We start from the raw sequence: 14,173 nt of genomic DNA, 5'->3' as shown, positions 1-14,173 counted from the left end.
TCGCTGATCGATAGGTCTGGTGGAGAGATAAAGCCACTTAGGCAGATGCTGCGTACACCTGAAGTTACATGGGGAACAAGTCGATGGCAAAAATGCTTTTGCTGGGAGTACTGCTGTGGTAAGCCGCTCGCGGCACCAGCGAATTCGCTGGTAGGCTACAGGTGAGGTGTCGTTCGACGGAGGCATAGACTGAGAGGAAGAACCGCTCCAACGCATTGATCGCGGTGCCTTCATGATCCTCGTAGAAGTACGAGAGATAGCCCATACCATCGCGATCGTGGATGACCATGCCTTTCTGCAAATGGTAGGAGTGGTCCAGATCGGTGATTTCGTCCGGGAGGAGCTGGAAAGTATCGTGATCGAACTCCTGATAGCTCTCTGGGTGCCGAAATGAGTGAAAGTGCTTGCTGACAGTCCCCAACGTCGGAGCGTTGAACATGAACAAGTATGTCCTCGCCTCGAGTCGCAGGTTTTGGAAACTCTGGAAATAGCGAATCCTCATGAAACCCGGCCCGGTTGATCGAGTTTTTTACTTCGATAATGGCAATCACCGCCTCCGCCGGAACCACAACCCCCTCTACTCGATAGAACGGGGCATATCGGTGCGAGTCGTAAATCAGAATGTCGCACTGCTTGGAAAAACCGCCCACGCTGTCGATGATGAAGCCCTGCTCCACACTGACCGCCCCGGCAGGTGGTCTTTGAGGAACTGGCGAAGCACCGCTTCGGCCAGTGGTCGGGTTGTGGCGGGTGATGTACACCTTGGCCTGGGCGATCTTGCTGTACAGTTCCTGACTAGTGACTCATGTTTAAAGGTAAGCCGCAATGCTGATGGCTGCCGCCGGCCAAGCCCCATCGATTGTCGGTATGACGCACCATCTCGACAAGACGCCGCCGCGCTGGCAGTTGAAAACCCGCAGCGGTCCATCCTGCGGCACCAACGCAGTAGCCTCCAAAAAATTACTAATGTACCAGTACATCGTTGCTTATCGCTTGAAGATGACGTGACAGCGGGCTGCTTGCACGTTGCGTGATTTCTTCCGTTTGCTAGGCTGGAAACAGATCTCCGTCAGGTGCAACGCAGGGATCTGCATGAGCGCCAACGCACTCAATGATCACCACTTGGCGCATCGTGCGCCGCTGCCCCGGGGTATCTGGTATCTATGGCAGCAGATCCTAGGCGACCGCAACCACAGCCCTGTGGGCATGACCGTTCATAAGTCCTTGGCTCCAGGAAACCCTGCAGCAAGACGTTTCGCTCGATCCGCGAAGTGCGAATCTGTGCAACTGAAAGCCACCCCATGCACGATTCATCAGTGATGATTGCCTGTCGGAGCAGCCCATGGCACTACTGCAAACTATCTATTTCATCCCCGGTCTCGGTCAGGAAATCACCGATTTTCTGTTGCACACCGTGCCCCTGCGTAGACGGCGTAAAGTGGCGCGCTACCTTCAGCATGTCGACCTATGGTTGCGCCACACACAGTACAAATCGCTCAGTGAGAGCCTGCTGCCGCTAGAGGCCTATGTGTATTTTTATCTCTCACATATCTCTGTGTACCCCGGACCGGCAGACCCCACAGAGCCCAGAAATTACTACCTTCCAGTGTACATTGATGACTTGCTCATCCAGCGTAAACTGAAGGGCTTGGGTCGACTTAGCAATCGCCAGGCCGCTTCCAGAATCGCCGCCGCTATGAACTGGCAGGAACATCGCTTCGGCAAAAATCTGGACCCCCTGCGTTCCCAGATGAAGAAGCTCTACCGTCAAGCCACTCGCTTTCTCCATGCCGCTGAACTCACAGCACACACTAAATTGTACTCAGGCGAAAGCCTGGAACTGATAAGCGGAAGTTGCAGAGGCGTGGAGCACTGGTTGAGGGATCTCGCGATGCTTCGTTTGTTACAAGAAACGGGATGCACCACATCGGATCTGGCCAAAGCAAAATGCGCCGATCTTCTTCACGGATACAATGATGCGTGGTATTTCCAATTCGGCAATGATAAGGAGATCTGCCTCACCGAAGGGAGCGCCACCCTCTTGCAGGCGTTACTGGGCCGACATCATCATTTGGCGAAATATCGCGTTAATCACCAAAAGCTGTTCAGCATGGGAGACGCTGGAGTCGAATTCGAGATGAGTGCCCACGAGATAGAAGTCGTATTAGAACGCCGCTACCGCTTCGCGCTAATGCTAAGCAGCGTGAACTGCCCATCGCTTGTCAATCTTTACGATCCTGACGCCACGCCCTTTCCGGAAGGATTTGTCAGTGAGTGTACGGCGCTCATTCCACCCCTTGGAAAAACCCACAAGGTCGTCAACCTCCAATTTCCGGCCGACTTTGATAGAGCACTTGAACGCCCTACCTCCGCTGCCTCAGAAGACCAATATTTTTACGAAGATTGGGACGCTGCGATTCGCAACTCTAGACTGGCATTGGCAGAACAGGAGGTTTTACACGCCAATGAAACACCTGCCGAAACACAGAATGCCAACCTGCGACAGAAGCACGTGCTGATTGCCGGCGAAAGCATCGATGAAACGGCCTGGGACAATTGGGGCGTAGACTAATTGTTTATCACTGTGACAGCGACGCATACGTCTCTCGCTGCGCCGGTTTGCTCACCTTCCATCGACCGAGCTCACCGAAAACGGAGCGGGCTGTAAAATGGAATTCACAAGCGGCCTGCTGGGGAAGGATAATCAGCGCCCATGCAGCGGATCCTACCCACCGGCGATAGACCACTTGATTGGGGTTCGCCCTAGAGCAGGCTAGATCCGATTGGGGTAGCCGGCGTATCTGGTTGGTCATGAAAAAAATAATTTCATGAGCTAGTATTTTCGTCATCAGCCATTTTCTTTCGCGTTCCCCTTTGAGTGAAGCAAATACTTCGTGCGTCCGTTTCGATTCAAGCCAAGCTTCCAGTTTTCTGTTGACACATGACCTTGCCTTCGAGCACAAGTCGGATGGCGTTTTAACCCCGTACCAAAAACATAACCAGTCAAGATAGCCGACGAGTTGGTACCCTTGCTTGGGCACCTCACACTCCTCAATACTCCGCCAAATTCCGGCAAGCTTTTGCTTACTCAGTTTGATTTCAGGAAGAAAGCGCTTTCTAATTTTCCGGAAAATACACTTCAAAATCGGAACAAGGTCTTTGACTGTCAGCTCTATTACCGATCTTTCAACTGGCGAGCAACGACTGATGTTACTGACTCTGTAAAAACCCACATTTTTATCACCCTGACCTGATGCCGCCCTAGTCTGAACCTCATTGAACAGCGCACGCTGGTGCACCGAAAAATGAGTGATGGCCGAGGAAAACTGAGCGGCATTATCAAAGTAAATATTGGTCGGCTGATTTATATCAAAAAACACCTGACGGTCCCTGCCGCGCTCAAAAATTCGATGGGCCAAAATTAGGCGGTTTAGCCCGGATTTATTCAAATAGGACCGGCCACTCTGACTGCCCTTGAGTCGCAGTAGATGGCCACAATGGTTGCAGCCGTATGGTTCACGGAACAACCTGCTGTTTAACGAGTAGTCCATCGCCCCTCCGCAGGTCTGACACGCTTGGCTCAACTCGACCTGATGGATCGGGCACTGCTTGATGAGTAAGTATTGAAATAGGGAGTAGTGCATGCCACGCACCATGCATACTGGACACACTCTTAAAGTGGCTGCAATGTGATCATTGCTCGGTACAGCTGACGGCACTAAAAAAAGTGCATTTTGCTGCGCTCTATCGAGGGTAAAGCACTCGTGGATCGCTACAGGGTTCACAGCCGTGATGTGGGCGAGGTTTGGGAATCGGCTAAGTTTGCCGTTACCCTCGCTCTTTGATGGCGCAAAGATTTTAACCAGCGCAGCCCCATGGATGACGTTATAAAGTGCAAACCGACTTAGAATCGAATATGCAGATTCGTAAGCCATGTACAGTGGGGCCACCGGACAGTACCTAGGGTTGATGCTCAGCGTCTTAGTATCCGGGACGATTATCATCATCAAGCGTTCAGATCAGCAGCTTTACTATTGCGCGTTGCGGCCTGAAACCAAGATTCACGTATAGATCGCAAACTGAACTCCCTGGTAATGGTGTAGCTTGGGTGATCCATGTCGACACTATCGCGCAAAATAATCTCTATCGTTTTACTGAAATACTGCATCGGTATTTCCATTTTGCTTTTCAGCTTCAACTCCTTATAAGCATCACAAAAGGCATCCCACAGTATGTCTTTCACTTGCGCCAGCCTAAAGCCATTGGCATATGCCTGTGGGACAAAGAATTTGGTGAACGTCCATGTGGAATTGGCCGGATAAGGGGTACTGTCAAAAAAGCCAAGGCAGGTCGCGAAATCTTCTTTTTCGCGTATTCCGCGGAAAGGGTGCTCGTAAAGCATGAACCTATTAACAATAGCCTCTCCCTCCACCCCGGTATTGAGGAAGGTTTTCTTCTGGTCCAGCAGTTGCTGCTGCCCTACCAGGATGGGAAGCAATGTTACGCCCTTTAGCCGCAGGTCATTGTAGATATCCTTGACCCAGTCAAAATGCTGCTGCTGAAGCCGCTGAGCTTCATCAATGAACAGAATAAAGACCTGCCGTGAATCCTTGCACGCCGCCTGCTCCATGAAATTCACTAACCGAAGATGTTTTTTTGAGAGGCTAACATTGTCATTCCACTGCTTGTGACCGACCACCGCCAGCAGTGAGTTATAAAAATTACCTTTCGTGGCTGATATTTCCCGCTTCGCGTTGTAAATAACAACAGGAAAATCCGGAAAATCTTGCGTAAGGCATTGCTGGCAATAAAGCATTGCCCAGGTCTTACCGTAACGGGTATGCCCCCAGATGACTAAACCAGAATCTCTGCGACGAATAACCTTAAGCACAAGCGCGTAAGTCTCACCGATCGAAAATGTCGGAATCAAATACCGCTGATTGCAGACAGGATGAAGATCAACCTCGACGGGTCTCGTATCCTGGATATCCATTTGCACCCTCTATTTCAAAAAGTGAAAACTTTAAACAGCTTTACTCTGTCGACTTGTGATTCCGATGCTGGGGGAGGCGTTTCTTCCTCGACAGACGAACCTGATGAAACCATGCCAGTGTTTTTGTAGAGGTTCGTCGCGCTCTCTCGAGTCATTTTGTTACCTTTCAATTGAAACCTACGGACAGCTTCAATGAATGACTCACTTTCCGTAAAGCGGAATTGTCCGTCCTTCACGGCCTTTGAAATCTCGGTCTGCAATTTGTAGCTGTGTGGCGTGATTGAGTAAGGTGGCGGCGGTGTCAGCACACCAATAAACGCACCAGACTCATCAAGCAAATTGATCGAAGAGACATCTCTACGAGAGTACTCAATGATCATTTTCCGTCCCGCCGAATTACTCCGCAATACGTCCGGATTTCGGTATTTTTGGTAAGCAAAGTTAATGAACGCGCCCCCATATTTGGCATTTGACTGCACGATCTTTGGCTCGCGAATTCTCGTAAACGCTGCCTCATTTTGATAACGAATAGGCAGTGTGTTCGGCGGCAACGCCCTTGCCTTCATACGCATGAGGAACAAGTCCAATGGAGTGTGGCCTTGGATTGACGCGTGCGGCCGACCGTTATAGTCAGAAATCACTATGTCTACGGCACTTTCCAACTCTTCTAGAGACAGCAACATCTTCAAAGGGTTTTTGGATTTTGGCGATAAACGTGCCTTGATCTCGTCTGTGGACTCACTACCCGTGGTACCAATTATTCTGTGAGAAAAATTTTGCACTAAATAGAGAAAAAAACGCTCCACAACAGGGCGATCATTGGGCGTGTGCGGTCTGCCGAACTCCACCACACTGCCAAGCCTATCATTTAGCACCTCAATCACATGCTTCGCCTTATGCGCCCAAGCATTATCCAGTTTTAGTGTGGACCACGTTTGCCACGCGCCCGAACTTTCTGAGGGGAACCCCCCTTCATTGCAATAACGGGTATCAGGAATATTCAGCGGTGGACGAGCGTGTGGGCTCAGGGCTCGATAAATCGCCGTAAGCAAGTCGACTTGATCATAGTTGTGACCCAGTGCCAATGAATAGCCCAACACGCACCTTGAAAATTTTTCGATCAGACAAATTAGCCAGACCCTAAGAATTTCATATTCAACAGGCTCCCCATAGGCATCCCTTTCGCGAATAACCAAGCGGATATCCAATTTGTGTCCATCTGCTTCAACTTGCTCCAAGATATCCGATGGATCAATATCTCGGACGCTCTCGTTAGCTTGTGAGGACTTCAACTCCTGCTCTGCTTTCAATTCTCGGTGTTTATCCTGCAACCACCTCCTAAGCCCGCTTATACCTTCGGTTTTTTGATTTAATGGGTATTCATTTTTGGTAACTCCAACCTCAATGCACTTGCGCACGAACGCTTTATGAACCGCTATAAAGTAGTCGCCGCCAGATTTCCGGGGTTTATATCTACGGGCTTGCGCTTTCAGCCAGTCATCCACATCTGGATGTTGCTCAACGAAGTGCGTAAAAACGCCGGAATATCCTTGCGTTGCGGATGAACTGGGCTGCGCTGTCCGATTATATTTTCTTTCACCGCTGCGTTTATAAGGTATTGCGGCCACCCAGCCAATGGGACTTCCGGATTTGTCCATCGCTTCGCATTTGTCGATGACTCGATAAAGCGTTGAGCGGGGTATCCCGTATTTTTCTTGAATTTCCTCTAGCGATGCGCCTTCCTTCAAGAACGCCCGGATAGCTTTAATACGATTCTCCGTCGGACCTCGAAGGCCATCCGGCAGGACCGTTAAGTCAACAGCGCGCCACTTATCACAGTCGTAACCTTCTCGTTCGCGTTCGGACCTAGAAAATCGTTGATCACTCATCCTGGGCATCTCCATGGCCTAATTGGGATGTCCCACTTAATTTTGTCGAACTCAATCTATTGACCTTCAATCGGCCCTTTCTGACTAACTCGAACACCAAAGCTGCGCCCTTTTCGCCAAAATCCTGCTCAACCGCCTGCATAGCGCTGCTCACCGTAAGTCCATGCCTTGGGAGGAGTCTCATTACTTCGCGAAGATTGCGCTCAGTCAGTGCATCTCTCTGCTTATTGATATAGGAAAGCATGAGTAGGTAGTTTTCGTAGCGGGTACGTTCTGATTTCAGGAAGTCAGTATCTAAAATTTCGCAGAGAAAGCCGTTATCGTCGGCATAATTCTGGACTTCAACGGTCGTGCTGGTTCCCAGGCACGACTTGGACACCACAATGATTGAAGCGTGGCTATTCTCGAACGCAAGCGCAACCGGAATTCTAACTTTGTCCAATTCGATGAAACGCTGGTTCACGGTTAAATCGCTCACCCAAGGATCAAACTCCACCTCGGCGAATCGCCACAGCGTGGGTCGGCAGAACAAGCTGACCTTTTCGTTTTGCTTATGACTGAACACCACGAATTCTGGAGCGCCCGCTGGTCGTGAAGGATGGGAGAGTGGGTCCATTGCTTTCCTTTTTGACTAATGCCCGTAAAATCATTAACTTACGAAGTTGCAAAATTGCACATGCACTCAAAAGTTTCATAATTAGAGAGGAAGTATGGGTGACAGATGGTCAATCGTTATATCTTATAAGAATATAAAACATATTCTTTATTTCTGGAGGAGTTGGCGATCTAGGGGGCTATATAGATCGACTTCGATTTATAACTGGATTTCCATTAGAAATACTTAAGTGAGGTCGTCAAAGACGATGGATGCATTTCAAATGCTGAGTTTCAAATTTTGAAAGTCTCGAATTTTCGAAGTCGCAAGACTCTCTCAACGGGCCATGTTCTTTGAGTTCATGACGAGTCCTTGAATGAGGTGGCTACCGATGAAACTGATTCAGTGCCGTTTCTCTTCAGGTCAACGACTACCGCTGCTTATACAAGCTGGTGACGCGGCGCCGTTGCCCGTCTTGTTCCGTTCATCTAAGTCCAACTTAAACTCAGACAGCGCGCTTACAACACGGCTGCGGCGCAAATAAACCGAGCCGCTCACCAAGGCGGTATCTCGGCCCGCTGGGCTTCCATCCCCGCGCCTGCGCGCTCCACTTACATTGTTGTACGAGCTGTAATCTAACCGTCCACGCTCTAGACTGCGGATCCTCACTTTTTTATGAACGATGGAAATGTATATGTCTGAAGCTGAACACGACAATGTCGAAGAGAAGGCAAAAACTGATGATCTTTATCAAACCGCAGAGCAATATTACTCGATGGTAAAAGCCCATCGTCGTCGCAAGCGTGCGGCTAGGTTTCGAGAGATGAATCCTTTGGCTTGGTACTTCGACGAATTCCCCGCGCAGGACATGTATAAGAGCCCGTTATCGAATCAGCGCTCAACTCGGCAGGAAGTTAGATATCACTGGCTAAGGCAGCGCACAGGCTGGGTCTTTTGGTCTCAGCTGAAGACTACGACTGCGGTACGATTTGCCGCTTTTGGAGGATTGATCAGTGCATTCTATCAGGCCGCCCCTGGTATGCATGGCGAGGCCGGTGACGCAGGAGCTCCCTTCAGGTGGCTTTTGTTAGCAGGCCTGACCTACCTCATCGCTGTGCTTTGGTATGAAATATGGTGCCCTCTTTTGTTGAAACAGGCCCTCTCCACCAAGCCTGGCTTACTCGAAAATCAATCCAGTGTGTGGCTTCGTACGTTGGTTGAGGATGAGCTGCGACGCTGGTGGAGCAAACGCAATTGGTGGCCGCATCCCGACTTGCTGGATGAGCAGAAGTCCGAAGACCGGACGGCGATCGCAATTATGTCCGGATATGGTGTACCTGCGTTCGCAGGGTTCGATGCTTATGCATGCGCTCACATTGAGCGAGCTCTATTCGAATATCGCAACCTGCGTAAAGTAACTATGTGGCGAAGGGGCGATCGCTCGTCGGGTATGGAGGCGTTCTCACCACAATACAGCTACGAGGGTAACCGCCCCTTAATGCGTCGTTTGACCATCAGTTCTATCAATGAATACGATATCCAGGACAATCCCAAATCAAAGGTGGGAGATTTAGTGGTGGGCTGGCACAGGTGCCCTATCAGCCTCTCTTCGCACCTTGAGAGTCGAAGCACCGTCAACATTAGGCACGAAGCTGAAGGACTAGATCACCTATTCGTAGATCATGCAGGGGCTATAGCGTTTGCTCAGACGATTGCAATTTGGCAAAACACAATGCACCCGATTCGTCGTCTCATACTAATGGCTCTGTATTTGATGAGTGGAATCTTTTTCGTGTGGTTCGTAGTTCTTCAACTACAGATTATTCTCCCGAAAATGTTTTGAGCCAATCCCTGTCGCTCACTAACCGGCCGCGCCGGTGCTGTGGTGGTGGACATATGCCAGCGTTCACCGCTCAGCATTCCTTCTCTATGGAGTCATCCGCTTGCGCATAGGAGCCCGGTGGAAAAGGCTTAGGGAACACCTTGCGCAATCACATCTGCTTGTCGGGCGCTCAATTGGTAAAGCGAGTCTCCGAGATACATCGTGCGGGAAATTTTCGGCCCCTCGCGGTCGAACAGCGCGTAACCAAAATGCTCTTCGAGGGTTTTAACGTGCCGGCTCACGGATGATGAACAGGTTTTCTGCGGCCTGGGTAAATGAGCTGAAACGCGCGGCCAATTCAAGGGCGCGTAATGCGTTTTGTTCCAGAGCACCATGATTTTTACTCATCATTACCTGGCTTTTTTTCTGCTTTTAAATACAGTGCGCTTGCCAAATAATGAGCCATATAAACAAGCGATCGAACTTATAAAGCACTCGAGCGAAACAGCAACTTACCTCCAGCTATCATTGCGTGTGGTATGCACCCTCCCCGCTGTGGTCTTCATCATGCTTAAACACACAGAAGACGACTGGTGATGCCCGATTTCAATCAATTCCTGTCCTCCAGTATCCAGCAAACCCGACTCGATCAAGTGGTGGAATCCGATATGTTGAAGGACATCGCGCTCGAACTTGTGAGGCCAAACGCCGAGGCAGCCCTGGCATTTGAGCAGGAGCAAGAACGGCTACAGCAGGCGTGCGGATTTTGAGCCCGCACATCCTCATCGACCAGGCCATCGAGGGCGTTGCCGATCCCGATAGTGAGCCCGGCATCGATATCCTGGTGCAAGGCCTGATCACCCGCCTTTTCACTGATGGGGCAATCACCACTGCTGAATTCAACCACTACTGCAAGCGCTTGATGGACGTCTGTCAAAAGCGCAAGGAGGCAGAATGATCCCTTCCCCAGTCAAGTCGCTCATCGACGAGCAGTTGGCAGACATCTCCGCCCACAACCTGCGCGATGCCTACTGAATTTCCGCTTTTTCGGTAATAAGAAAGGCTTCCTGCATTTGAAAAACCTGCCAATCGGTACGGTGCCTCCGCCCCCAGCGATCACGCCGGGCTGAATAAAATAAGCCGCCCTGCTGTTCGTTCCGCCCTCCCCACTTCTGCCATTAACTTCCCACTCTAAAGGCCCTGTAAAATGACAGAGATATCGGGGACATCCGGTGTCTGCGTCAATAGCGATAACGGCCACCTTTCTTCAAGCTAAGCATGCTCTCTAGTTGCTCGGGCAGCGCTTGTTTCAGCGCCTGTTCGGTGTAACTTATTTTTCACTTTCGACTGTCATTCAGCCCTCTCTGCGGCCCACTGCTTACTGTCTGAATATAGTCGCTGTCATGGATTAAACACCCTCTCTTGTTCCATCAACTTTCCAGCGCTGCGTTTGCCGCAGCCGATGAGTGCATGACCATGGAAGAGCTAAGTTATTTGAAGAAAGTCGAATCCAACGCACGCACCTATGCCGCCAATTTCCAGCGCCTGTTCGTCAGCGGCAACGGGGTGTGGCTCAGGGATGCGCAAGGCAAGGAATACCTCGACTGCCTGGCCAACGCCGGTACCCTGGCGCTGGGCCATAACCCGCCGGAAGTCAAGGACGCGGTGCTGGACTTCCTGGGCTCCGACCAATTGCAGCAAGCACTGGACCTCTCCACCCCGGCCAAACATGCCTTTGTGCAGGAGCTGTTTTCACAACTGCCGGCAGGCATGCGCGATACCAGCAAGATCCTGTTCTGCGGCCCCAGCGGCTCGGATGCTGTGGAAGCGGCGATCAAGCTGGCGCGCCACTACACCAAACGTGCGGCATTGATGGCGTTTCACGGTGGCTATCACGGCATGACGGCTGGCGCCCTCTCGGCCATGGGCAATCTCAACCCCAAGGGCATCCCCAGCGTTACTGCACAAAACACCCATTTCCTGCCATTTCCGTACCGCTTCCGCTGCCCGTTCGGTACCGACGGCGAGCAAACCGATCAACTGTCGCTCGAGTACATCCGCACCGTGCTGTCGGACCCTGAAGGTGGCGTCACCCGCCCGGCCGCCGTGCTCGTCGAAGTGGTGCAAGGCGAAGGCGGCTGCATTCCTGCCTCGAACGCCTGGCTGCGCGGGCTGCGCGAGATCACCCATGAGCTGGGTATCGTGCTGATCATCGACGAAGTCCAGACCGGCCTGGGCCGCACCGGCAGCACCTTTGCCATCGAACACGCGGGGATCGTTCCCGATATTCTGGTGCTGTCCAAGGCCATCGGTGGCGGCTATCCACTGTCGGTCATTGTCTACGCCGAACACCTCGACACCTGGGGCCCGGGCATGCACGCCGGTACCTTCCGTGGCAATCAGATCGCTATGGTCGCCGGGCGCGCAACCATGCGCCACATTCGCCAGGTGGGCCTGGTGGAACACGCCGCCGCACGCGGAGCGCAACTGCTCGCCGGCCTGCAGGACATTGCCCTGCGCCATGATGCGATTGCCGACGTGCGTGGCCGTGGCCTGATGATCGGCGTCGAGGTCACCAAGCCGCGTACGGAGAGCCGCACCGGCCTGGGCGACGGCACACTGGCCAAGGCGATCAAGCTCAACTGCTTTGACAACGGCCTCGTCATCGAAACCGGTGGGCGCCACGGTTCGGTATTGCGCTTCCTGCCCGCTCTGACCATCACCGAAGCCCAGGTTGGCAGCGTACTTGATCGTTTCGAAGACGCCATCAGCAGCGCCACCGCGCACCGTTTGCAGGTGGTCGGCTAAGCCCATGAAAACAGCAGCAGCGCCGAGCTGCTGTTGTGCCATGCCAAACCTGATGCAATGAAAAGCCCGCCAACCGACACCGGTTGGCGGGCTTTTTGGTATGCGCGTCAGTCCCGGGCAAGCGACTCGATCGGATCCAGCCGCGCGGCATTACGCGCAGGTACAAACCCGAAGATGATGCCGATCAGGCTGGAGCACACGAAGGCGGTGATAATCGATTCCAGCGAAAACACCATCTGCCATTCCGTGATCACCAGGGAGAACACGAACCCGATACCGAACGACAACGCAATCCCGATCACCCCGCCAATCAGACAAACCATCACCGCCTCCACCAGAAACTGTTGGCGAATGTCCGACTGCCGTGCCCCGACCGCCATGCGAATACCGATTTCGCGTGTACGCTCGGTCACCGACACCAGCATGATGTTCATCACCCCGATGCCACCCACCACCAGTGAGATCAGCGCAATCAACGACAGCAGCAATGCCAGCGACTGGCTGGTTTTCTGCACGGTTTGCATGATGCTATCGAGGTTGTAGGTGAAAAAATCCTTGGTCCCGTGGCGCTGTTGCAACAGCTTGACCACGTTATCCTCCACCACCTTGCTCGGCTGGCCATCCTTGATCCGCACCGTGATGCTGTCCAGGTAGCGTTGACCCAACAGGCGCCCGGCGGCAGTTTCGTAAGGCACCCAGACGTTGAGAGCCTTGCTGGTGTTGAAGATATTCTTATTGTCCGCCGCCACCCCAATCACCGTGCACGGCAGGTTGCCCACCAAAATGATCTGGCCCAGCGCCTCGACGTCCGGGCCGAACAGGCGATTACGGGTGTTGTGGTCAATCACCACCACTTGGGCCTGGTGGGTGTCGTCGTCCTGGCTGAAGGTGATGCCTTCGGCGATCTTGATCCCGCGGACCTGGAACGAGCTGGCACTCACGCCATTCACCGTGGCGTTCACATCGATATTGCCAAAGCGCAACAGCAGGTTGCGTCCGGCGTTAGGGGTGGCGCTGTCGATGTAATGCAACTCGCTGAGGGCGGTCACATCGGACAACACCAGGGTTTCAATCGCCGACGCATGGCTGTCGCCAAAGTCGGTGCCCGGGTAGATGTCGATGGTGTTGCTGCCGATCGCCTGAATATCATTCAAGACATAGCGCTTGGCGCCCTCCCCGATGGCCACGATCGACACCACCGACGTGATGCCGATCACGATGCCGAGCATGGTTAACAAGGTTCGCATGCGGTGGGAAATCAGCGCGACCCAGGCCATCACGAAGGCTTCCTTGAACAACCCCAGGCTCGCCACCAGACGCCGCCCCGGCGTAGCCCGGCCCTGGGTGGCAACCGGGGCCTCGACCTCCGGTGCGGCGCGCTCGTTGAGGCGGTCACTGAGCACTTCGCCGTCGCGCATCTCGATGATGCGCTCGGCGTGGGCCGCAACCTTGGCGTCGTGGGTCACGATAATCACGGTATGCCCCGCCGCATGCAGCTCCAGCAGGATGTTCATCACTTCCTTGCCGCTGGCGGTATCGAGGGCGCCGGTCGGCTCATCCGCGAGGATCACCTCGCCACCGTTCATCAACGCCCGGGCGATACTCACCCGCTGCTGCTGCCCACCGGACAACTGGCTCGGTCGGTTGACCAAGTGATTGGCCAGGCCCAGCCGGGCCAGCAGTTCCTTGGCGCGGCTATGGCGCTGGCCTTCCGGCACGCCGGCATAAATCGCCGGCATCTCGACGTTATGCATGGCGCTCAAGTGCGGCAGCAAATGATAACGCTGGAAGATAAAACCAAAATGGTCGCGGCGCAGTTCTGCCAGCTCCTGGTCCGCCAGGTCACGGGTTTCGCGACCGCTGATGGTGTAGCTGCCGTCAGTGGCGTAGTCCAGGCAACCGAGAATGTTCATCAGGGTCGACTTGCCTGAGCCCGACGCCCCGGTGATCGCCACCATTTCCCCGGTGTTGATGGTGAGGCTGACATTCTTGAGTGCCATGAAGGCTTTTTCACCGGCCATAAAGCTGCGGCTGATGCCTTTGAGTTCCAACAATGCTTGGGTCAT

The 14,173-nt window shown here is 53.0% G+C and carries 13 protein-coding genes and 1 pseudogene; 6 read left to right on the top strand and 8 right to left on the bottom strand.

Going from position 1 to position 14,173, the window contains the following annotated elements; genetic code table 11:
• Positions 1–64 precede the first annotated feature (64 nt).
• Positions 65–439: a hypothetical protein gene (locus tag C4K39_RS31720; RefSeq protein ID WP_217884160.1), complete on the bottom strand. Its 375-nt coding sequence runs from the start codon at positions 437–439 to the stop codon at positions 65–67.
• A 124-nt stretch (positions 440–563) separates the two neighbouring features.
• Positions 564–650, bottom strand: a pseudogene (locus C4K39_RS32070) (DUF6602 domain-containing protein); the annotation flags it as partial.
• 175 nt (positions 651–825) lie between these two features.
• On the opposite strand from C4K39_RS32070, the gene C4K39_RS24610 reads away from it, so the two are divergent.
• Positions 826–1,008 carry a hypothetical protein gene (locus C4K39_RS24610; protein WP_124347629.1) on the top strand — a complete coding sequence of 61 codons (183 nt, stop codon included), beginning with the start codon at positions 826–828 and terminating at the stop codon, positions 1,006–1,008.
• A 334-nt stretch (positions 1,009–1,342) separates the two neighbouring features.
• On the top strand, positions 1,343–2,572 hold the full coding sequence (locus tag C4K39_RS24605; protein ID WP_124347628.1) for a hypothetical protein: 1,230 nt from the start codon (positions 1,343–1,345) through the stop codon (positions 2,570–2,572).
• A 7-nt stretch (positions 2,573–2,579) separates the two neighbouring features.
• Here C4K39_RS24605 and C4K39_RS24600 read toward each other — a convergent pair whose 3' ends face one another.
• The 4 genes from C4K39_RS24600 to C4K39_RS24585 all read right to left on the bottom strand — a co-directional run bounded on the left by C4K39_RS24600 (position 2,580) and on the right by C4K39_RS24585 (position 7,498).
• Entirely contained in the window at positions 2,580–3,935 is a 1,356-nt protein-coding gene (locus C4K39_RS24600) for a TniQ family protein (RefSeq protein WP_164487320.1), read from the bottom strand.
• A gap of 71 nt (positions 3,936–4,006) precedes the next feature.
• Positions 4,007–4,993 (bottom strand): ATP-binding protein, encoded by a 987-nt coding sequence (locus C4K39_RS24595; protein WP_124347626.1) that lies wholly within the window; start codon positions 4,991–4,993, stop codon positions 4,007–4,009.
• 14 nt (positions 4,994–5,007) lie between these two features.
• Positions 5,008–6,882, bottom strand: coding sequence for a TnsB C-terminal domain-containing protein (locus C4K39_RS24590; RefSeq protein WP_124347625.1), 1,875 nt, complete (start codon positions 6,880–6,882; stop codon positions 5,008–5,010).
• A complete protein-coding gene (locus C4K39_RS24585; protein WP_124347624.1) occupies positions 6,875–7,498 on the bottom strand; it encodes an SPFH domain-containing protein in 624 nt (207 codons plus the stop codon). The genes C4K39_RS24590 and C4K39_RS24585 overlap by 8 nt, the downstream gene beginning before the upstream one ends.
• Positions 7,499–8,171: 673 nt before the next feature.
• On the opposite strand from C4K39_RS24585, the gene C4K39_RS24580 reads away from it, so the two are divergent.
• Complete coding sequence (locus C4K39_RS24580) at positions 8,172–9,320, top strand: hypothetical protein (protein WP_124347623.1); 1,149 nt, start codon at positions 8,172–8,174, stop codon at positions 9,318–9,320.
• Between the two features lie 128 nt (positions 9,321–9,448).
• Here the strand turns inward: C4K39_RS24580 and C4K39_RS24575 are convergent, their stop codons facing one another.
• Positions 9,449–9,694 (bottom strand): helix-turn-helix domain-containing protein, encoded by a 246-nt coding sequence (locus C4K39_RS24575; RefSeq protein WP_437179338.1) that lies wholly within the window; start codon positions 9,692–9,694, stop codon positions 9,449–9,451.
• Positions 9,695–9,895: 201 nt separating this feature from the next.
• On the opposite strand from C4K39_RS24575, the gene C4K39_RS31585 reads away from it, so the two are divergent.
• The 3 genes from C4K39_RS31585 (at position 9,896) to C4K39_RS24560 (ending at position 12,107) form a co-directional block, all read left to right on the top strand.
• On the top strand, positions 9,896–10,069 hold the full coding sequence (locus C4K39_RS31585; protein ID WP_164487257.1) for a hypothetical protein: 174 nt from the start codon (positions 9,896–9,898) through the stop codon (positions 10,067–10,069).
• On the top strand, positions 10,066–10,257 hold the full coding sequence (locus C4K39_RS24570) for a hypothetical protein (protein ID WP_068588131.1): 192 nt from the start codon (positions 10,066–10,068) through the stop codon (positions 10,255–10,257). Before C4K39_RS31585 ends, C4K39_RS24570 begins: the two co-directional genes overlap by 4 nt.
• A gap of 518 nt (positions 10,258–10,775) precedes the next feature.
• Entirely contained in the window at positions 10,776–12,107 is a 1,332-nt protein-coding gene (locus C4K39_RS24560) for a diaminobutyrate--2-oxoglutarate transaminase family protein (RefSeq protein WP_124347622.1), read from the top strand.
• A 107-nt stretch (positions 12,108–12,214) separates the two neighbouring features.
• On the opposite strand, the gene C4K39_RS24555 is transcribed toward C4K39_RS24560, so the two are convergent.
• Positions 12,215–14,173 (bottom strand): MacB family efflux pump subunit, encoded by a 1,959-nt coding sequence (locus C4K39_RS24555; protein WP_124347621.1) that lies wholly within the window; start codon positions 14,171–14,173, stop codon positions 12,215–12,217.

Origin of the sequence: Pseudomonas sessilinigenes (assembly GCF_003850565.1) — a bacterium.
GTDB lineage: Bacteria > Pseudomonadota > Gammaproteobacteria > Pseudomonadales > Pseudomonadaceae > Aquipseudomonas > Aquipseudomonas sessilinigenes.
Note: the sequence above shows the minus strand (reverse complement) of the source record. Positions and strands in the feature narration are given on the sequence as shown.